Annotated in this window: 16 protein-coding genes; 8 read left to right on the top strand and 8 right to left on the bottom strand. The window is 70.3% G+C overall.

The genetic code is table 11. The annotated features are described in order from the left end of the window. The first annotated feature begins 308 nt into the window (after positions 1-308). The 4 genes from GXW76_RS13800 to GXW76_RS13815 all read left to right on the top strand — a co-directional run bounded on the left by GXW76_RS13800 (position 309) and on the right by GXW76_RS13815 (position 2,914). Positions 309-1,079, top strand: a complete 771-nt coding sequence (locus GXW76_RS13800; RefSeq protein ID WP_211862665.1) for a hypothetical protein — start codon at positions 309-311, stop codon at positions 1,077-1,079. Further along, complete coding sequence (locus GXW76_RS13805) at positions 1,076-1,369, top strand: hypothetical protein (protein ID WP_211862666.1); 294 nt, start codon at positions 1,076-1,078, stop codon at positions 1,367-1,369. The genes GXW76_RS13800 and GXW76_RS13805 overlap by 4 nt, the downstream gene beginning before the upstream one ends. Positions 1,370-1,386: 17 nt before the next feature. Continuing rightward, positions 1,387-1,785 carry a hypothetical protein gene (locus tag GXW76_RS13810; protein ID WP_211862667.1) on the top strand — a complete coding sequence of 133 codons (399 nt, stop codon included), beginning with the start codon at positions 1,387-1,389 and terminating at the stop codon, positions 1,783-1,785. A gap of 100 nt (positions 1,786-1,885) precedes the next feature. Further along, complete coding sequence (locus GXW76_RS13815; protein ID WP_211862668.1) at positions 1,886-2,914, top strand: hypothetical protein; 1,029 nt, start codon at positions 1,886-1,888, stop codon at positions 2,912-2,914. On the opposite strand, the gene GXW76_RS25720 is transcribed toward GXW76_RS13815, so the two are convergent. Together GXW76_RS25720 and GXW76_RS26155 are read right to left on the bottom strand one after the other, a co-directional pair. Next, on the bottom strand, positions 2,911-3,558 hold the full coding sequence (locus GXW76_RS25720) for a restriction endonuclease subunit S (protein WP_211862669.1): 648 nt from the start codon (positions 3,556-3,558) through the stop codon (positions 2,911-2,913). The two genes, GXW76_RS13815 and GXW76_RS25720, sit on opposite strands and share 4 nt — an antisense overlap. Positions 3,559-3,611: 53 nt before the next feature. After that, the gene (locus GXW76_RS26155; protein WP_211862670.1) at positions 3,612-5,207 is read right to left on the bottom strand and encodes an HsdM family class I SAM-dependent methyltransferase; all 1,596 of its coding nucleotides are present in this window, start codon (positions 5,205-5,207) and stop codon (positions 3,612-3,614) included. A 460-nt stretch (positions 5,208-5,667) separates the two neighbouring features. On the opposite strand from GXW76_RS26155, the gene GXW76_RS13830 reads away from it, so the two are divergent. Then, a complete protein-coding gene (locus GXW76_RS13830) occupies positions 5,668-6,318 on the top strand; it encodes a hypothetical protein (RefSeq protein ID WP_211862671.1) in 651 nt (216 codons plus the stop codon). Between the two features lie 356 nt (positions 6,319-6,674). Then, positions 6,675-7,217, top strand: a complete 543-nt coding sequence (locus tag GXW76_RS13835; RefSeq protein ID WP_211862672.1) for a surface-adhesin E family protein — start codon at positions 6,675-6,677, stop codon at positions 7,215-7,217. A 102-nt stretch (positions 7,218-7,319) separates the two neighbouring features. Here the strand turns inward: GXW76_RS13835 and GXW76_RS13840 are convergent, their stop codons facing one another. After that, positions 7,320-9,812, bottom strand: a complete 2,493-nt coding sequence (locus GXW76_RS13840; protein WP_211862673.1) for a tetratricopeptide repeat protein — start codon at positions 9,810-9,812, stop codon at positions 7,320-7,322. A 193-nt stretch (positions 9,813-10,005) separates the two neighbouring features. Between GXW76_RS13840 and GXW76_RS13845 the strand changes: the two genes are divergently transcribed. Together GXW76_RS13845 and GXW76_RS13850 are read left to right on the top strand one after the other, a co-directional pair. Continuing rightward, positions 10,006-12,390 (top strand): penicillin acylase family protein, encoded by a 2,385-nt coding sequence (locus GXW76_RS13845; RefSeq protein ID WP_338150960.1) that lies wholly within the window; start codon positions 10,006-10,008, stop codon positions 12,388-12,390. A gap of 53 nt (positions 12,391-12,443) precedes the next feature. Further along, entirely contained in the window at positions 12,444-13,208 is a 765-nt protein-coding gene (locus tag GXW76_RS13850) for an arginyltransferase (protein WP_211862675.1), read from the top strand. A 192-nt stretch (positions 13,209-13,400) separates the two neighbouring features. On the opposite strand, the gene GXW76_RS13855 is transcribed toward GXW76_RS13850, so the two are convergent. The 5 genes from GXW76_RS13855 to urtB all read right to left on the bottom strand — a co-directional run bounded on the left by GXW76_RS13855 (position 13,401) and on the right by urtB (position 19,485). Continuing rightward, positions 13,401-14,954 carry a HAMP domain-containing protein gene (locus GXW76_RS13855; RefSeq protein WP_211862676.1) on the bottom strand — a complete coding sequence of 518 codons (1,554 nt, stop codon included), beginning with the start codon at positions 14,952-14,954 and terminating at the stop codon, positions 13,401-13,403. A gap of 432 nt (positions 14,955-15,386) precedes the next feature. Next, positions 15,387-16,079, bottom strand: coding sequence for an urea ABC transporter ATP-binding subunit UrtE (gene urtE / locus GXW76_RS13860; RefSeq protein WP_211862677.1), 693 nt, complete (start codon positions 16,077-16,079; stop codon positions 15,387-15,389). Positions 16,080-16,085: 6 nt separating this feature from the next. Then, on the bottom strand, positions 16,086-16,823 hold the full coding sequence (gene urtD, locus GXW76_RS13865; protein WP_211862678.1) for an urea ABC transporter ATP-binding protein UrtD: 738 nt from the start codon (positions 16,821-16,823) through the stop codon (positions 16,086-16,088). Beyond that, entirely contained in the window at positions 16,820-17,875 is a 1,056-nt protein-coding gene (gene urtC / locus GXW76_RS13870) for an urea ABC transporter permease subunit UrtC (RefSeq protein WP_211862697.1), read from the bottom strand. The genes urtD and urtC overlap by 4 nt, the downstream gene beginning before the upstream one ends. A gap of 44 nt (positions 17,876-17,919) precedes the next feature. After that, positions 17,920-19,485 carry an urea ABC transporter permease subunit UrtB gene (urtB, locus tag GXW76_RS13875; protein WP_211862679.1) on the bottom strand — a complete coding sequence of 522 codons (1,566 nt, stop codon included), beginning with the start codon at positions 19,483-19,485 and terminating at the stop codon, positions 17,920-17,922. Positions 19,486-19,490 lie beyond the last annotated feature (5 nt).

Here is a 19,490-nt window from a genome sequence, read left to right on the forward strand (position 1 = left end):
GATCTCAACGCGCTCGATGGGCTTCGACATAGGCGTGCGCCTAGGCTTGAACCTAGGCCCTCCGGGCTATGCCGCCTGTCCGGTCGAATTGGGGGCCGCTCCAGACCTCGCGCGCGCGCTCTGCGGCGGTGCCCCCGTCACGCAGCGCCAGGGAGCAGGCATGCAGGCCGTCCGCCATTGCACCCGCACCCGCCACGCCGCGCGGCTCGGCGGCGCGCTTTGCCCGCGCGCCGTCATGCGCCGGCCGGCCCCATTGCTCCCGAACCGGGCCGGCCGGCGCTCCCCGCAACGCGTGCCACGGAGCCCCCATGCCGCCCACCACCGCGCCGCCGCCGGCCGGCTCAACACCCGCCCGCCTCGGCTTCCCCGATCCCCGCATCGACTTCGCGCCGCCGCCGTTCCTCGTTCCGGTTGAGCAGCGCGAACCCCTTCGCCAGCAGCAGGCCGCCGCCGACCGCGCGCTCGCCGCGATCTGGCGCTCCCTCGATCCACCGCTGCACAACGCCACGCCACCGCGCGTCGTGATCCGCGCCATCGGCTTTTGGCCCGTGTGGGCGCGGCACACGATCTACGACTTCCCGAACCTCACCGTGACGCTACCCGCCGCCGGCACCGCCGGCTACGACCACGACGACGCGCGCAATCACTTCGGCGTCGGCGTCACCGCGCATGCGCTCGCGGCCCTGCTGGTGCGCGCGGCCGTGCTGCTTTGGGAAACCGCGGACAATCCAGACGGCCGCGCCGTGGTGGAACGCTGCCCCGCCGACGCTGCGCGGCTCTCGTGGCGCGCGGCCGTGCGGGGCGCCCATCGCGCGATTTTCGGCGAAGCGTTGCCGCCCGACACCGACCTTGAACGCTGGCCGCTCGACGCGGGCGCGGAGGCCGCCGCGCTGCTCGCCGCCATCGCGGCGACGTTCGCGGGACACCTGGCACCGCCGGCCCGCTACGTGGAGCGCGAACCCGGCGTGCTGGCGCTGCTGATCCACGGCCCCGACGACGAAGCCGAACGCGCAGCCGATGCGGTGCGCGCGATGCGGTGGATGGCAGACGCATCGGAAGCGGAGGAGTGCGCGGCATGAGCACGACGGAGAAGAAGGCAGCGCCGAAGATCGACAAGAACACGGAGGCGCTGCTCACTGGCATCCACCGCTACTTGCACGAAGAACTCGACAAGGCGCGTGCGCAACTCCGGGCCGAAGTTGCAGTGTTGCGCGCCGACCTCACGGCAACGCGCAGCGAACTCGCTAACGCCCGCGCCGAACTCGCGGCCGTGCGTGCCGAGGTTGCCGCGCAACGCAGCGCCGGCATCACCAGCCCCGCGCGCCGCCTCGCGAATTCGCTCCACCCGGCCACCGCGCCGCGCATCTGACAACGGAGAACGATCCTGTGCCCTACGACCCATCCAACCGCACCGGCATCCTGCACCGTCAGGCGCAGATCAAGCAGCGCGCACTCGCCGGAATCGCGCGCACCGCGCCCATCGCGCGCCGGGCGGCAGCGCATACACCGCCGCAGTCGCGTGGCCCGTCGCCGATGGTGTGGCGCGCCGCCGATGCCTGTGCTGCCGAACTGCTGCGGCGCAACGCCGGACGCTCGCCGCGCGGCCCGCATTGGCGGCTCGCGATTACGAAGGAGCCGAAGGGTGGCAGCATCGTCCTCGGCGTCGCGGAGTCCGCGTGCGGCGATGCAGTGGTGTTGCTCATCGACAGCAGCGGCAATCTGCGGGACGCCGATAGCAAGAGGCTGCTCAGCGTCGATGAGGTGGAGCAGCGGATGCGGGGGTGAGGTGCGGTGCCTGGACCGGTGGCGTTCAGGCCGGCTAACCTCCCCATATCGCTCTGTCCAACGTCCGATCGAGAGAATCGTATCGCGATTTGGAGCAGTTGTGCCGGCTGGAATCCGCACCTGGACGATCCATCTTGCCCTGCACTCGCAAATCGAACCTACTGAGACCATGGTGACAGACCCAACCCTCAGCGAGGCTGCCGTAAAGGTCGTCTGCGAAGACGCCCCTTATGTCATAGCCGGAATGAACGAATTCACAGCCAAGACCTTCCGCACGAGGGGAGGACGGCTTGGAAGCGGCATGGGCAGCCTCCTTGAGGCGCTCTGGGTCTACTACATGAACAACACCCTGGCGGGCCAAGGCGGCATTGCGCGCGAGTGCGAGTTCGTCTGGCTCCCCGACCACCAACCCGCTGACTTCGCCTGTATCATCCGCAAAGCCGATTGGAAGCCAGAATCGCGCGAAGGCGAGCTCTTCCGCGTCGAAGCTAAGTCGATGAACCTAGGCGTCGATGAGGCCAAAGGTCACTTCACCAACCTCGTCTCCGAAACTAGCCGGTTTGACCACCTGCTGGTGCTTCTGTGGTCCTGGACCGAGCACGACAAGCACTACGTCTGGCCGAAGGTCCACAGCTACTTCCTAGGTCCCTCGCTCCCGATCATTCGCATGCGGGACCGGCTGCACCTCGCAAGAGGCGGGAGCTTCGTGGAGACGGGTGCCTGCCCGGACGGATGCTCCTCAGCCAAGTGCACGCACGTCGGCGAGCCCCTCAACGAGTCCGGAAAGCGCGAACGACGCTCAGGGCCGGCGACCCGCAAACCGAAAGGCGTGGACTATGCGGCCAACTTCGGTGGTCTAGTGCGCATGCTCAAGACAAGCGGCAAGGAGGCGAGCAGCGTTTTCCGCGAGATGCGAGCGGACAACACCGTTTGCCACCAGTACATCAGCCTGATCCACGAGTTTTACCCCGATGAAGAGCTGAACCAGTACGGGGTCAGCGAGTGGAGATCTTTTGCCAAGTCGCTCGGCATATCGGAGGCTGGAGACAAGGGAGAGATTCGGGACGCAATCAGTCAGAGCGTTCCCGACTACCGCGACAGACTGCGAACCTTCTTCGCGCCACGTTAGTTCGGACCCTGGTCCACCTCCAACTTGTCGCTGCCGGCGATCAGCGCTTGGCTGAGGCCCTCCAACATAAGCGCCGGCAGCGCCTCCACGCGGCGCCGCAACCCGATCAACTCCCGCTCCAATTCTAGAAGCTGTGCCGCCATGCGGTGCTGCACGTCGAGCGGCGGCACGGGGATGGGGATACTCAGCAGGTCGCCCGTGTTGATGCGCGGCAGCGCGGCGCCGCCGCGAAAACGGCCGATCTGATCCGTGACAAAGCTAGTTGTGAGGACGTGGCGCAGAAACCGCGGCACCACGACCCCTTCCAAGGCGATCAGCACGACAAACTCCGTCGAGCAGATGCCCTCCTCTACCTCGCCCTCCGCGAGATAGACCTTGTTCAGCTCCGGCCGCATGCGCCCGAACAGCACATCTCCCTTCCGGAATACCTTCGATCTCGATTTGACGCTGTTCGCCGGACGCTGAGCGAACTCGACAAGCTCACCTGAGCCCGAGCGCACGTGCTCCAGACCGAGGTAGGAAATGGGCTGATCGCCAAGCTGCTGAGGGTCGGTCGCTCCCTGCCGCTCGCGCACCACGTCGCGCAGCGTTTGCATGGGGAAGGCTGAGGCCGCCGAAAATCCTGTCTTGGCGAAGTAGGACACAACCCAACGTCCGGCCTCGCGAAGCTGGCCGCTTGGAACCCTGCCCGCCCACATCACCAGCCCTCCTCGTTGATGAACTGAACGAATGCTTCTGCCGCAACGGTCAGTTCACTGCCCTGAATGGTGCGGCCTGCGGCGTCGTGCCCGACGTTAGTGATGTCCGCCATGAAGACCGGGTAGTCCGCCTCTGCCCGCTCCCCGTGCTCCATCTTCCGCACGATGAGCACGCTCGTTTTGATGTTCGCCCCAAAGGGGGTGAACGTCTCGATAGGCAAACTGACGATCCCCCTAACCCGGGTCGTGCTCCACAACCAGTCGCGGGCGTAGCTCGTGCTGCGGTTACCAAGGACGCTGTCGGGCAGCACAATGGCAAGCCTGCCTCCGGGTCGGAGCAGCTGCACGCACCGTTCCAAGCCGACGATCTCCAACGGCAAAGTGCCCCTGCGCCCTTGCCCAATCTCGAAGGGACCGAGTTGCGCGATTGCCTCCGCCGGCAGGTCGGACCCGAACGGTGGGTTGGTCATAATCAGGTCGAACGATCCCTCGTGCAGGTCTGGGTAGTTCTCGAACGGCAGCAGGGCATCGACGCACCGAATGTTGCTGTGGCCGTCTCCGTGAAGGCGCATGTCGGTCATGGCGACGCGCACCATGCGGTCGCTCTTCTCGATTCCGTGGAGTCGGGTGAAGGCGAATTCGTGAAAAGCTTTGTCCTCGGCGGCGCGCGTCCTTCTGACGTGATCCAGGGCCTCGGTGAGGAAGTGCCCGGACCCGCAGAACGGGTCCATGATGAGATCACCTACCTTCGGGTTCATGGCCTGCACGACGAAGGAAATGACCTGCTTGGGAGTGAAGTACTGGCCCATCCCTGAGCGAATGGCCGGGAGGAGCACGTTCTGAAAGGCACGGCCCTTGATGTCCACGGGCGAGCCGGAGATGTCGTAGTGCTGCAGCAGCTCCACCGCCCTTACAATGGCCGAGCTGGACAGCGTGATCGGCTCGCGAAAGACCCCGCGCGACCTTTCGTAACCGGGGATTCTGTTGGCGAACACGGTGCGGTCGCTCTCGACCGCATCCAGGTAGAGGCGGCGTACTTCAGCCGCGCATTCCTCGGCGGATAGGTAGCGAGCGCGCTGAAAGCGGTACTCGCCTCGCCGAGCACCTGCCTCCTCATCCGAAACCTTAGCGTACAGTAGCTTGCACACCTCGTCCAAAGCGTCGGGCGCATGGAGCCCGTCCAGGTCGCGCAGGGCGCTGTGAACCTCAAACAGGATGTTTTCGAGGCGGTCCGCCAAGGGCTTGAGGCCTCTCGCCGCGGGCTCTCGATCCGTCGGAGGCGCTAGGATGAAGGACGGGGCAATTTGTCCTGCTGGCTCTATGCGCGAGACATACTCAAAGTCCTGCGTGCGAAAGTTCTTCCTTATGAATTTGACCTTCTCGGCAATGAGAACTCCAACGGCGACAGTGGGATGGTCCGCCATCACCGCTTTCAAGCCGTCCTCATGCTCCGGGGTCGCCGTGCCTTCGGCAACCAGCACTACCAGGTAGGGGGTTTTCGCGGCGTTGAGGATGACCTGGCATGCGATCCCCGCGATCTGCACCAGCAAAGCGGAGTGGCCGGAGTTATGCGGGAGGCGAAGAAGGTGCTGCACCTCCTCCGGAATAACGTGTTTAGACGCTTTGTCTGATCTCATGCCGACAAGGTGTCATAAGAGGCTTGAGTCGTCTAGCCCTCTGCTCGCGTCTCACATGGCCAAACGCCGCCCTGACGCTGCCGGTAGAGACATCCTCGAGTCGGGCCGCAAGCAGCTTCAGCCGGCCAGGCTCACGCCGCGTGCGACGCCCTCGACACGGTGCCCGGGCTACGATTGGAAAAAGGTCAACGCAAGATCGGACTGACCCGCTTGCGGCAGATCGCGCGGCAAAGCGACGGACATCTGCGAAAAATTTCTTGACTACGGCCCGTGCCCATTGGTTTCGCTATACGCGACCGATGCGATGCACCAAGAGTGCCGCATGCGGGTCCGCGCAGGCGGGTGTCTAACAGGCACCAGCCCTAAGAGGCCCCGAGCCTCCCGTGCTCCTACAACTCGAACCTACAGGAGCATGCTCATGCACGGCATGACGCAACCTTTTTCCGCTTCTTCTTCGATGGACCACCTCGCCAAGCCCCTCGCGACCTGGGGCAGGAAGTGCGCCGCCACGGCGACGTGCTTCGGCCCCGAAGCACGCGAACGGCTGGCGCATTTCCTTATCGCGGGGCGGGTCTTGTTGACTCCCGCGCGGCCGATTGTGGCGGTGGAGAACGACGGAGGCGCCGTGCGGATGGTCGCGGTCGCCACGGAGCAGTTTCAGGCATCGCTGATGCGGCTCGCCATCGAGCGCGCGGCGCCGACGCTCATCGCTAGACCGCATGAGGACGTCTTCATCACGCCCGAGCCGCCGGAGCCCACTTTGGTCGAACGCGAGGGCTTGGACGCCCAGGCTCACGATGATGACTACACCGTGGAGGCGACTTTCCGCAGCGCGGTTCGCGACCTCTTGCGTTGCTACTCGCCTGCCAAACTCAACGCCGACGTCGAGCGTACCTTGATGCAGGCGGGCGGCTGCCTCCTCGTGGTTTATGGCGCCGAGAGGCAAGACGGCGGGGAGGACGTCATTGTCCGTCTGTTTCCCGCCTCACCCCTTCCCGACGCCTGGGCGATCCCCTGGCGCGCGGCGCTGGCCAAGCGGGCGGACGCGATCAACGCCGCATGCGCCTGACCCACCCGGCGCGCTGACCCGGTGCCGCCCCGCCAGCGCGCGGGGCGGCCCTCCCCTGGCCCTGACGGCCACCGGCACGGCCGCCCTGGCGCCCACGGTGCCCGCGCCCCCGGCGGCGCCCTCCCAGGCCCTTCCAGGCCCGGCGGTGCCGCCCGGCACTCGGCCCCGGTTGCCCGTGGGGCGGCGGGGATGCAGCATGCCCCCATGGCCACGATCCCCGCCGTCCCCGACGCTGCCACCCCGGCCCCGGTCGCCCTCGTGGGCATTGCCCCCGGATTGCCCCCGGCTAACAGGTTTTGGCTGTTTTTCCGGCGTTACCGCCTGACGCACAAGAAGACCATCATGGTGAATATGACGTGAGCGCGCCCGCTCGCTGCAGAACGGAGGCGTCGCGCGGCTTCCGCGCGGCGCCGGGCATCGCGGGCATGAACCGGCCACGCCGCCGCAACCTGCCGGGTTGTCGCCTTGCCCTCGTCGCGCTACTGCTCGCCGGCTGCGCCACCGAGGCGCCGGCGCCCGTCGCGGCACCGGAACCGGCCCCGCCGCCGCCGGTGGGTTGGGAGTCGATACCCTCGCTCAACACCTCCGGCGACATCGTCTCGGGTTATGTCCAGCGGCGCGGCCTGGTCCGCGCCGGCGCGGTGCGCCGCGCCTGGATCCTGCTGAACCTGCGCGAGCCGATCCCCATCCCCGAAACCGGCGGCCAGGCGCACTCGGTCCGCTTCATGGGCGAATACCGCTGCGCCGAGCGCCAGTGGCGCCCGCTGGAAGGCGCCTGGTTCGCCCGCCAGAACGCGCAGGAGCCGGTGCATGCCGAACGTCCGCGCCGGCGGGATTTCCAGGCCGCCACGCCCGGTACGCTCGGCGGCTCCTTCCTCGACGCGGCGTGCAGCCTGTAGAGCGCTCGCCGAGCGAGCGGGCACCACTCACGGCACGTTTGCGCGGGCATCGTCACGCATACGGCCCCCCCCGGGCCGTATGCGGTCAGTTCCGGCGCCGCGTCATTCCTCGAGTTCGCCGAACAGGCGGAACCGCATCATCCGCTGCGTAGGCCGGTCAGCGCCTTCGGCCACCGCGCGCCGATAGGCATCAAGCGCCGGCCTGATGCGCTTGCGCAGCCGCTCCGCCTCGCTCAGCCCTACCCATCCGGCCACCAGGGTCGGCTCGTCCTGCGTCACCTTCCCGAAGATGGCCGCGGCCTCCTCCACCGCACCGTCCTCGAGCAGCAGGTGACCCAGCCTCGCCGCCACGGCCGGCTTGTCCGGCACCGCGGCAACCGCCTCGCGCGCCGCGGACACCGCCTCGGCCCGGCGGCCCTGGCGCCACAACGCATCGGCCAGGGCGAGGTGCACCTCCTCGGAGGAAGGGCTCGCCTCCAGTGCCTCGGCCAGCGCCTCGCGCGCCGCGCCCGCATCGCCTCCGGCCAGCAGCAACTGCCCGAGGCGCGCGCGCAGATCGGCCGCCTTCGGATGCGCGGCGACGCCCCGCCGTGCCGCCTGGGCTGCCTCCTCGACCCGGCCGGCGCGCCAGAGCGCGTCGGTATATCCCAGCCAGACATGGGCCGGGACGCGCGGTCCGACCGTGGCCCGGGCAAAGGCCTCCGCGGCGGCCGCGGGTGAATCCTGCGAAAGCAGCAGATGGCCGAGCCGCGCCGCGATCGCGACGCTGTCCTGCAAGGTCCCGGCGGCGGCCCTGATCTCCCGCAGCGCATCCTTCGCGCGATGCTGGCGCCACAGCGCATCGGCGAGGGTGAGGTAGGCGTTCTCCTCGCCCGGATCGAGCGCGATCGCCCGGCGGGCCTCCTTCTCGGCGGCCACCGCCCCGCCTTCGCCCGCCAGCAGCAGGTAGGTCGCGTGCCGCGCGGCAAGCACGGCGCTGGTGGGGTGCGCGATCGCCCCCGCGGCGGCAGCCGCGTGGCCATCGGCGAAGCGACGCTGACGCCAGAGCGCGTCGGTCAGGCCAAGCCAGCCGTCGAGCTCCTCGGGCGCGGCCTCGGTCAGCGCGCGGAAACCCGTCTCGGCCTCCGCCAGTTGCCCGGCTCCCAGCCTCAGCGTGGCCAGAAGCCGACGCAGCCCCAAGGCCGCCGGGTGCGCATGCAGGCCGAGCTCCGCGACGGCAATCGCATCCGGCACCCGGCGCGCCTCGCGCAACTGGTTCGCCAGGGCGTGCCAGGCGCCCTCGGCCGCCGGCGCCGCCGACATGCGCGCGAGCAGTTCCGTCATCCGCGGACCATGGCCCGTGCCGCCCTCGGGTGGCGGCTCCAGGATGGCGAGGCCGGTGGCGGCCTCCGTATCCGACGGGTCGATGGCGATGGCGCGGGTGAAGGCCCGCCGCGCCGCGCCGGGCCGGCGGGCCCAGGCCAGTATGGAGCCGAGCTGCGCATGTGCCGAGGCAAGGCGAGGCGCCGCGGCAACGGCCTCTTCCGCCGCCGTGACGGCCTCCGCCACCCGCCCGAGGCGCTTCAGGCACTGCACCAGCGCGCCGCGCAGGTGCTGGTCGACCGGTCCCGTTGCGATCGCCTCGCGGATCGCCGGCGCGGCGCGCGCGGGATCGTCCATGGCGATGCAGCAATTGGCGAGGCGCAACCGGGGCTCCGGTTCCTCCGGCCGTTGCGCGATCCATTCGCGCAGCAGCGCTTCCTCCTCCTCGTAGCGCCCAACGCGGCGCAGCGCGCGCGCCCGCGCGTCCAGCCCGCGGTGCGGCGGCACGGTCCGCCCCCCATCCGCCGCGGCCCCGAAGGCCTTGGCCCAGCGCGGATGGCCCCGCTGCTCCAGCGCCAGGGCCAAGGCCGAGAGGAGCGTCGGGGAGGCGCGCCGCGCCTCGCGGAGCGTCGCGAGCGCCAGTGCCGGGTCCTCCGCCAGCGCAGCCATCAGCACATGCCGCGCGGATCGGGATTCGACCAGCACCGTCGGGGTGGCATGGCCGGCATGGCGCAGCGGCGCGGCATGCAGCCCGGGCAGCCGGGCAAGCAGCGCGGCATGGGCGCCGTCCTCCCGATCGAACGGGTCGAAGGCCATGATCGCGGTCGGCGCCAGGTCCTCCGCGCGAACAGCCATGCCGACATGGCGGGCATTGTCGAAGAATTGCTGCGAGCGCGCGTCCTCCGGCACATCGGCCGGGTCGATCGAATATTGCGGCGAGAGCGCCAGCGTCGCCTTCGCGCCGAGCGCACGGGCATATTTCAGCGCCGCGTAGCCGCCCATCGAGAAACCATAGGTGACCGAGGCCGGCCCGCCCGCCGCCACCGCCTCCGGCAGCAACTCGCTCATCGGCTCCGCCGGATACCAGTCCTGTGCGTCCGTGGAGAAGGAGAGCGTGGTCCAGCCGAGCCTCGCCGCGAGGCCGTGGCCCCACCATTCGTCCGGCGCCATCGCCTCGATGCGCCCGGGCGCGAAGACGACGAGCGTGGCAGGCCCTTCGCCGGGCCAGACATGCAGACGGATGCCGCCCGACTGACGGAGCAGGCGGGCGGGCGGCCGGTCGGGCTGAGGCATGCCTGCCGCTTAGAGCAGATCGCATGCGGCTGGAAGCAGCCGTATGCGTGAAGATGCTCGCTCAACCATGGCGAGAGCGGCTGCCACCGATGTGGAAACCGCTCTCACAGGATTCGCCCGGCGCATCGATCCGGCGCCCCCGCCCCGACGTCGCTGGTTCCCATCCCGGCCGGCCGGCGCCATCTTCACCCGCGTGAAGACTCTTCTCCGCTGGTGCGGCCGGATTGCTGGCGGCCTGATCCTCCTCCTGGCCCTCGTCGTCGCCGGCGTGGCGGCCACGGTGTGGTGGACTCTGCCCGCCCGCGACGGGCACTTCGACATCCCGGGCCTCTCGGCGCCGGTCGAGGTCGCCTTCGACGAGTACGGCATCCCGCGCATCTCCGCCCGGGCGGAGCACGACGCCTGGGCCGCGCTCGGCTGGCTGCACGCACGCGACCGCATGTTCCAGATGGAGATGATGCGGCGCGGGGCGAGCGGCCGGCTGGCGGAGGTGACCGGCAGCGGCGGCCTGCGCGTCGACCGCTTCATGCGCCTGCTCGGCTTGGTGCCGCGGGCGGAGGCCGACCTCGCCGCCCTGCCCGCGGATGTCCGCGCCGCGCTGGAGGCCTATGCGCGGGGGGTGAATGCCTGGATCGCGCGCCGCGGCCGCTTCGCCGGGCCGGAATTCGTCCTGCTCGGCGCGCCGGAACCGTGGCGGCCGGTGGACAGCCTGCTCTGGGGCAAGGTCATGGGCCTCTGGCTGTCGGGGAACTGGCGCACCGAACTCGACCGCGCGCGCCTTGCCGCCATCCTGCCGCCGGAGCGGCTGGAGGATCTCTGGCCGCGGGACTTTTCGGCGGGCCGGCCCGACGCGCCGGAGATGCAGGCCGCGCTCGCACCCGCCGAGGCGCCGCCCCCCGCCGTGCCGCCGCTGGCGGGGCTCGAGCGCCTGGAGGCGGCGCTGCCGCGCTTCCCCGAGGATGCGCCATTGCCTTCCATGGCCTCGAACGCCTGGACGGTGGATGGCGCGCGCTCGGCCACCGGCGCACCGCTGCTGGCCAGCGACCCGCATCTCGGCTTCGGCGCGCCGATCCTCTGGTACCTGGCGCGCATCGAACTGCCGGGTGGACGCATTCTCGCCGGGGCCTCCGCGCCTGGCGTGCCGGGCATCGTCATCGGCCGCAGCGACCGCCTCGCCTGGGGCTTCACCACCACGCATTCCGACACGCAGGATGTCTTCGTCGAGCGCCTCGCCGGCCCCGATGCCTACGAGACCCCCGAGGGGCCCCGCACCTTCACGGTGCGGGAGGAGGTGATCCAGGTCCGCTGGGGCGCGCCTGTGACCCTGCGCGTGCGGGAGACGCGGCACGGGCCGGTCGTCTCGGACCTCGATGCCCCGGCGGGGCGGGCGGACGGCACGGTCCTCGCCGTCGCCATGGCGAACCTTCAACCGGGCGACACCGCCGCCGCTGGCCTGATCGCGCTGAACGGCGCGCGCAGCATCGCTGAGGCGCGGGAAGCGGCGCGCCTGATCACCAGCCCGTCGCAGAACCTGATGGTCGCCGATGCCGATGGCGGCATCGCGATGTTCCTCACCGGCCGCGCGCCCGTCCGCCGCTCGGGTGATGGCAGCCGGCCCGTCCCCGGCTGGGACGGCAGCGCAGACTGGACCGGCTTCGCGCCCTTCGAGGCGCTGCCCCATGTCGAACGCCCGGCGAGCGGCCTGATCGCCAATGCGAACAACCGGATCGTGCCGGCGGGCCATGGGGTGTTCCTCGGCCGCGACTGGCCGGGCGACTGGCGCTTCCGGCGGATCGGCGCATTGCTGGACGGGCCTTCCCGGCCGGATGCCGCAGGTTTCGCGGCCATGCAGGCGGACCGGTATTCCCTCTTCGCCGCGGAGGTGCTGCCCGCCCTGCGCGCCGCCCCGCGACCGCCCGGCGCGGCGGGCGCTGCGCACGACATTCTCTCCGCATGGCAGGGCGGCATGGAGGCCGCGCGCGCCGAGCCGCTTCTCTTCCACGCCGCCCTCGCCCGCTTCGGCCGCGGCCTGCTGACCCGCGCCGGCCTGCCCGAGGACGCCTGGCGGGCCAGCCCGGAATTCCTCCGCCGCGTGCTGACCGACGCCGCGACCGGCGCAGCCTGGTGCGGGGAAGCCGGCTGCGGCCCGCTGCTCTCGGCCGCGCTCGCGCGGGCGGTCGCGGACCTTGCGCCGGTGCACGGCCCCGACCCGGCAGCCTGGCGCTGGGGGCCGGCGCACGAGGCGCGCTTCGAACACTCCCTGCTGCGCTTCCTGCCCGGGCTTGGCGCGCTGACGCGCATCACGACACCGACGGGCGGCGACGGGGAGACGGTGGCCCGCGCCGGCCTGGGGCCCGAGGTCGGCGGCCGCTTCGGCAATATCCACGGTGCCGGCTTCCGCGGTGTCTTCGACCTCGCGGATCCCACGGCGACCTTCGTCGTCATTGCAACCGGCCAGTCGGGCCATCCAATGAGCCAACACTGGGCGGACCAGGTGCCGGCCTGGCGGGACGGCGTGCTGCTACGCCTCGGGCCGGTCGAAGGAGAGCCGTCCGGTCGCATCCGCCTCACGCCCTGATGCGGGCGATGGTTGATTCCAGGGCGGCGCGCGCCGACACTAGGGACGACAACATGCTCCAGCGATCCGCCCGCCGTCCGCAGTTCTTCTACACGACCGCGCCACTGCCCTGCCCTTACCTGGCCGGACGGACGGAACGGAAGATCGTGACCGAGCTTTCCGGCCCGGAGGCGGAGGCGCTGCACGACCGCCTCTCCCGGGCCGGCTTCCGGCGCAGCCACAACATCGCCTATTCGCCGGTCTGCCCGGGCTGCCAGGCCTGCATCCCCATCCGCATCATCGCCGGCGCCTTCGAGCCGGACCGCACGCAGCGCCGCATCGCCCGCGCCAATGCCGACGTCTCCGCCGTCGAGATGCCGCCGCGCGCGACCGCCGAGCAGTTCGCCCTGTTCCACCGCTACCAGAAGGCCCGCCACGCCGATGGCGACATGGCCGCGATGGGCTTCTACGACTACCGCGCCATGGTCGAGGACACGCCGATCGGCACCGGCGTGGTGGAGTTCCGCGATGGCACCGACCGGCTGCTCGGGGCCTGCCTGACGGACCGGCTCTCGGACGGGCTCTCGGCCGTCTATTCCTTCTACGACCCCTCGGCGGAGAAGCGCTCGCTCGGCACCCACGCGGTGCTGTGGCTGGTTGACCGCGCGCGCGAGCTCGGCCTGCCCTATGTCTATCTCGGCTACTGGGTGCCGGAGAGCCGCAAGATGGCCTACAAGGCCCGCTTCCGACCGAGCGAGGTGCTCGTGGGCGGCATCTGGCGCGTGCTCGGGGATGAGACCGTGAACGCTTCCGTTGTCATGTCCAGCGTCGAGGCCTGACGGTTCGCGCAGGCGTCGCGCCGCCCTTCGCCCCGGTCAATTTCCGGATGCGCCGCAGTTCCGCGTGCGGCCGCCCCGCCAACCCCGCGCGCCATGCCATTCGCCTCGCCCATGACGGGACCATCGCAAGGCTCGGCGGCATGAGCGGGCAGCGCCACGGATGCGGTGCATCCCGGCCACATGCGATGTGCCCTAACCGGCGCGGGTCTCGCTCGTCATGGCCTCCGCCGCGGCCTTCGCATCCCCCGCGAGGCGCGAGAGTTCGCGCATGGCGGCGGAGGCCTGTTCGGCCGTCGCCGCGCTCGCGCCACCCATGCCCGAAAGGACCCCGCCGCGCTCGTCGAGATGCCGCAGGGCCTGCTCCTGCTGCACTGTCGCCTCGACGACCGCGCCCCCGAGCAGCGCCAGCTCGGCGAGCATCTCATCGAGCCGTTCGAGGGCGGCGCGGATCTCCGCGAGGCTGCGGGCAGCCTCGCCGCGGCGCTGCCCGGCGCTGTCCACGATTGCGGCGATCTCGCGCGCCAGATGCCCGGTGCCGGTGCCAAGCCGGTCCATCCCCTCGGCCACGACGGCAAGGGCCCGACCATGCTCCCCGGCGCGGCTGGCAGCGGAGGCGACATCGGCGGCCAGGGTTCTCGCCTGGGCGGCGAGATCGACGATCGCCTTGACGTTTTGCGACACGTGATCGGTGTCGTCGCCGAGGCGATGAACGATTTCGCCCAGGTCACGCAGCCGCCCGAGATTGTCGTCCAGCAGCACCTTCAAATCGCCCGCGCGCTCAAGCGCGTCCCTTGCGCTTCCGCCCGCGGCCCGCAGCGCGTCTGCGCTGTCGGCGAGACCGGCTGCCAACCCTTGCAGCCCGGCAAGCTGCGCGCCGGAGCCATCGGCAAGGACCCCGAGCGTGCCGGAGGCCTGGGTGGCGATCGAGGCGGTCTGCCGCGCGCCTTCCAGCGCCCGCTCGGCCAGCCGGTGCGTCGCGGCCAGTCTTTCCCTCAGCACCTCCACCGCGCGCGCCACCTGGCCGATCTGGTCCTCCCGCCGCGTCATCGGCACTGTGACGCCCAGGTCGCCACGGGCAACCCGGATCATCGCCTGAGCGATCCGCCCGACGGGGCGAATGATTATGCGGACCATCACCCACACCAGCACCACGGCGAGCAGGCCGATCAGGGCGGCGGCGAGCGTGACGCCGTGCCCACGCCGGGAGACTTCGCTCGCCGCCCTCAGCGCGGCGTCGGATCGCCGGTCCACCGCCTCCCTCGCCGCCACGGCCAGGCGGTTGAAGGCGGTCTGGAGGTCCAGCCACTCCTCCAGCAGCGGCGGCTCAGGACGCCGCCGGAGCACGGCCGTCTGGCGCGCGCGTTCCGTGAGGTCCGGCAGCCGGGCGAGCATGTCCCGCCCGGCGCCGACCACGGCGGGGTCGAGATCAGGCCCGAGTTGCTCCTCCAGGCGGCGGAACGATGTCGCCAATTGGTTGGCCGGCAACGCCATCCGCCCGACGACGGCATTCGGCGGCACGCTGCCTGCGACGACGGCGACGAAGGCGCTCCCGTAGGCGGCGACCCCGCCCGCAAACGAGTCCACCGTGCCCTGAAGCGCGCGCTGCCGCGGACCCAGTTCCTCGATGACCTCAGCTTGGCGCGCGAGGATGTCGAAAGCATTCCAGCCCTGCAGCGCGACCGCGACGAGAATGAGAACGGAGGCGATCCCCGCTCGCGTGCCGATGCGGCCCAGCCACTCGGTCAAGCGCCAGCGCGCCCTGCGTTCCATTCCGTCCCGCGCCGAGCGGACGGCGTACGTCTCCTCGGGCGATTCTTTCATCTAGCGGGAACCCCGATGGGCCAGGTCACGAACCGGCTGCACGGACAGCGCCATGCCCGCGCGACGCCGGCGGAGATCGCGGCAAGCGAAGCGGGCGGTCCCGCGGGGATGATTCGTTTGCACGCCCAGGAGGTTCTTCCGCTCCGCCCGCCATCCGGTGCCGGCGGTGGGACACGCGCCGGAATCTCTATAAGCAAACGCTAGCGGTGCGGCGTTCGCCGGGCAAGCATGCAGAGAATGCACGTCGGGGAGTTCCTGACCGCGCAGCGCAGATCGCATAGGGCTGGAATCAGCCGCATGCGTGACGATGCTCGCTCCGACATGGCGAGGGCGGTTTCCACCGATGTGGAAGCCGCTCTAAACGGTCAGCAGCCGGCGCACCGCATCCTCGTCCAGCGCGGCCGGTTCCCCGCTCAGCGCCACCTCCCCGCGCACCATGATGGCGAGCCGATCGGCCAGGCCGCGGGCGAACTCGTAATACTGCTCGACCAGCAGCACGCCCATGCCGCGATCCTTCGCCAGATGGGCGATAACGCGGCCGATGTCCTTTATGACGTTCGGCTGGATGCCCTCGGTCGGCTCGTCGAGAATGAGAAGCCGCGGCCGTGCGCATAGCGCGCGCGCAATGGCGAGTTGCTGCTGCTGCCCGCCCGAGAGGTCGCCGCCGCGCCGGCGGAGGAACTGGCGCAGGATGGGGAAGAGGTCGAAGACCTCGGAATCGACGGAGGAGCCGCGCGGCGCGGCGGCCAGCGCGGTCTCGAGATTCTCCTGGACCGTCAGGAAGGGGAAGATCTCCCGGCCCTGCGGCACGTAGCCGATGCCGGCGCGGGCGCGCTCCGCCGTCGGCATGCGCGTGATGTCGCACCCTTCCCAGGCGACGGTCCCGCCACCGACCGTCTCCAGCCCCATGATCGAGCGCAGCAGGGAGGACTTGCCGACCCCGTTGCGGCCGAGCACGCAGGTGATGCTCCCCGGCTCGACGGCAATGGAGACGCCGCGCAGGCAGAGGCTCGCGCCGTAGGAGAGGTCGATGGAGCGAACGTCGAGCATCTGATCCTATCGCCCCAGATACACCTCGATCACGCGCGGGTCGTTCTGCACGTGGTCGATGGAGCCTTCCGACAGCACGCTGCCCTCATGCAGCACCGTCACGCGGCGGCCGAGGGCGCGGACGAATTCAAGGTCATGCTCGACGACGACGACGCTGCGCGGGCCGGCGATGCCAACGAGCATGGCGGCGGTGCGCTCCGTCTCGGCGTCGGTCATGCCGGCGACGGGCTCATCCACCAGCAGCAGTTCCGGGTCCTGCGCGAGCAGCATGCCGATCTCCAGCCATTGCCGCTGGCCATGGGAGAGGATGCCGGCCGGATCATGCGCGCGAGCGAGCAGGCCGACCTCCTCCGTCACCCGCGCGATGCGGTCGCGCGCCTCGCCCGAGAGCCGCCACTTCACGCAGGCGATCGCGCCGCGCGGCGCCTTCAGCGCCAGTTCCAGGTTCTCGAAGACGGTCAGGTGGTCGAAGACCGTCGGCTTCTGGAACTTGCGGCCGATGCCGAGGGTGGCGATGGCGGGCTCGTCCAGCCGCGTGAGGTCGGCCTCCCCGAAGCGGACGGTGCCGGCGGTCGGTCGGGTCTTGCCGGTGATGACGTCCATCATCGTCGTCTTGCCCGCGCCATTCGGGCCGATGACGGCGCGCAGCTCGCCGGGCTCGACGATGAGGGAAAGATTGTTCAGCGCGCGGAAGCCATCGAAGACGACCGATACGCCGTCGAGGTAGAGCGCCCTGCCCTTCATGGCGCCCTCCCCTTCCTCAGCCGGTCGAACACGCCGATCAGGCCGCGCGGCAGAAAGAGCGTGACCACCACGAAGAGCCCGCCGAGCGCGAAGAGCCAGAGGTCCGGCGCCGCCGAGGTCAGCCAGGTCTTCAGCGCATTCACCGAGAAGGCGCCGAGCACCGCGCCGACCAGCGTGCCACGCCCGCCGACCGCAACCCAGATGACGGCCTCGATCGAGTTTCCGGGGTTGAACTCGCCGGGATTGATGATGCCGACCTGCGGCACGTAGAGCGCACCCGCGAGCCCCGCCAACATGGCCGAGAGCACGAAGGCGAACAGCTTGTGTCGCGCCGTGTCGTAGCCGAGGAAGCGTGCACGGCTTTCCGCGTCGCGGATCGCCGTCAGCACCCGCCCGTACTTGGTGCGCGTCAGCACCGAGCAGATCAGGAAGGCAGCCACCAGCGCGACCAGGGAAGCATAGAACAGCGCCGCCCGCGCCCTCGGCGTGGCGAGCGGCATGCCGAGCAGTTCCTTGAAATCGGTGAAGCCGTTGTTGCCCCCGAACCCCATGTCGTTGCGGAAGAATGCCAGCATCAGCGCGTAGGTCATCGCCTGCGTCAGGATCGACAGGTACACCCCGGTGATGCGGCTGCGGAAGGCGAGGAACCCCACCACCAGCGCCAGGGCGCCCGGCACCAGCAGCACCATCAGCGCCGCATAGGGGAAATACTCGAAGCCCCGCCAGAACCACGGCAACTGGGTGTAGCCGAGGAACACCATGAAATCCGGCAGCACCGGATGCCCATAGGCCCCGCGCGGCCCGATGAGACGCATCAGGTGCATCCCGATCGCATAGCCGCCAAGGGCGAAGAATGCCCCATGCCCCAGCGAGAGGATCCCCGCATATCCCCAGGCGAGGTCGAGCGAGAGCGCGAGGATCGCGTAGCAGATCCACTTCCCCGTCACCGAGACGATGAAGTCGGAGACGTGCAGCGCATGATCCGTGGGCAGAGCATTGAGCGCCGGCAGCAGCGCGAGAAGCCCCACGGCGGCGCCGAGCCCGGCCCGCATGCCGAGGCGAAGCCGCGATGGCGGCGGTGCGGAGAGCGCCAGGCTCACTGTTCCGCCGCCCGGCCCCTGAGGGCAAAGAGGCCACGCGGCCGCCGCTGGATGAACAGCATGATGGCCACCAGCACGAAGACCTTGGCCAGCACCACGCCGGCATAGGGTTCGAGCACCTTGTTGACGACGCCGAGGCTCATCGCGCCCACCAGCGTGCCCGCCAGCGAACCCACGCCCCCGAAGACCACCACCATGAAGCTGTCGATGATGTAGCCGCTGCCAAGGTTGGGGCTCACATTGTCGATCTGGCTCAGCGCCACGCCCGCGATGCCGGCGATGCCGGAGCCGAAGGCGAAGGTGAAGGCATCGACGCGCCCGGTGCGAATACCCATCGCCGCCGCGATGCGCCGGTTCTGCGTTACGGCACGCATCTCCAGCCCGAAGCGCGTCAGGTGGATGGCCGCCACCGTCAGGCCCAGGACGAGCAGCGAGAAGACCAGGATCCACAGCCGGTTCTGCGTGACCGTCACGCCGAAAGCGAGTTCGAGCGTGCCCTGCATCCAGGGCGGGCTGGTCACCTCCCGGTTCTGCGCACCGAAGCCGAGGCGCACCGCCTGCTGGATCATCATGCCGACGCCGAAGGTCAGCAGCAGTGTCTCGAGGGGCCGTCCGTAGAGGTGGCGGATCAGGCCGCGTTCCAGCACCGCCCCGCAGGCGGCGGCCACCAGGAAAGCCGCCGGCACGGAGAGCGGCAGCGACCAGGGCGCGAGCGCCGGAATGCCGCGCAATGCCTCCTGCATCACGAAGGTGGTGTAGGCGCCGAGCATGACGAACTCGCCATGCGCCATGTTGATCACACCCATGACGCCGAAGGTCACGGCCAGGCCAAGCGCGGCCAGCAACAGCACGGAGCCGAGCGAGAGTCCCTGGAAGAAGGTTTCCGCCGCATGGCGAATGGCGAGCCGGCGGTCGATCGCGGTGACGGCCGCGTCGATCTCGGCCGCAAGCGCCGGGGCGGCGGCGCGGGATTCGAGCAGCACGGCGCGCGCCTCGGTCGAGGCGGAGGCCCCGAGTTCAGCGATGCCCGCCCGCTTCGCCGCCTCGTCCCCCGCGGCCAGGCGCGAGGCGGCAAGGGCGAGTTCCATCCTCTCGCGGATGCGCGCGACATTCTCACGGGCCAGCGCCGCCTCAAGGAGCGGGATGTTCTCGGCGGCACGGCTGCGGAACACCGCCTCGGCCGCCGCCAGGCGTTCGGCCTGGTCCGGGGAGACCAGCGAGAGCCGCCCGAGGGCTCCGCGAAGCGCCGCCCGGACGCGGTTGTTGATGCGCACCGGCTCGGCGCCGGAGATCTCGGCTGCGGCGCCCGTCAGGGCGAAGGTATTGCGATCGCCCTCCCGCACCAGCAGCGCGCCATCGCCGGCGCGCAACAACCGGCCGTCGGACAGGGCGCGCAGGATCGGCACGGCGCGCGGGTCGCCCAGCATGCCGAGCCGTTCGGCCGCCTCCGCCTGCTGGGCAAAGCCGCCGCCGAGGCCGGCCAGCGCCGCCTCGAAGGCGTCCTGCGCATGCCCGGCAAGGGGCGCGAGCAGGACCAGCAGGAGGATGGCGATGCGCCGCATCGGTT

Origin of the sequence: Neoroseomonas soli (assembly GCF_018129065.1) — a bacterium.
Classification (GTDB): domain Bacteria; phylum Pseudomonadota; class Alphaproteobacteria; order Acetobacterales; family Acetobacteraceae; genus Neoroseomonas; species Neoroseomonas soli.

What these genes read in the sequence shown, in the direction of transcription:
- GXW76_RS13800 (WP_211862665.1), top strand. Translation starts at nt 309, where the DNA reads ATGCCGCCCACCACCGCGCCGCCGCCGGCCGGCTCAACACCCGCCCGC.
- GXW76_RS13805 (WP_211862666.1), top strand. Translation starts at nt 1,076, where the DNA reads ATGAGCACGACGGAGAAGAAGGCAGCGCCGAAGATCGACAAGAACACG.
- GXW76_RS13830 (WP_211862671.1), top strand. Translation starts at nt 5,668, where the DNA reads ATGCACGGCATGACGCAACCTTTTTCCGCTTCTTCTTCGATGGACCAC.
- GXW76_RS13840 (WP_211862673.1), bottom strand. Translation starts at nt 9,812, where the DNA reads ATGCCTCAGCCCGACCGGCCGCCCGCCCGCCTGCTCCGTCAGTCGGGC.
- GXW76_RS13850 (WP_211862675.1), top strand. Translation starts at nt 12,444, where the DNA reads ATGCTCCAGCGATCCGCCCGCCGTCCGCAGTTCTTCTACACGACCGCG.
- urtE (WP_211862677.1), bottom strand. Translation starts at nt 16,079, where the DNA reads ATGCTCGACGTTCGCTCCATCGACCTCTCCTACGGCGCGAGCCTCTGC.
- urtD (WP_211862678.1), bottom strand. Translation starts at nt 16,823, where the DNA reads ATGAAGGGCAGGGCGCTCTACCTCGACGGCGTATCGGTCGTCTTCGAT.
- urtC (WP_211862697.1), bottom strand. Translation starts at nt 17,875, where the DNA reads ATGCGGGCCGGGCTCGGCGCCGCCGTGGGGCTTCTCGCGCTGCTGCCG.
- urtB (WP_211862679.1), bottom strand. Translation starts at nt 19,485, where the DNA reads ATGCGGCGCATCGCCATCCTCCTGCTGGTCCTGCTCGCGCCCCTTGCC.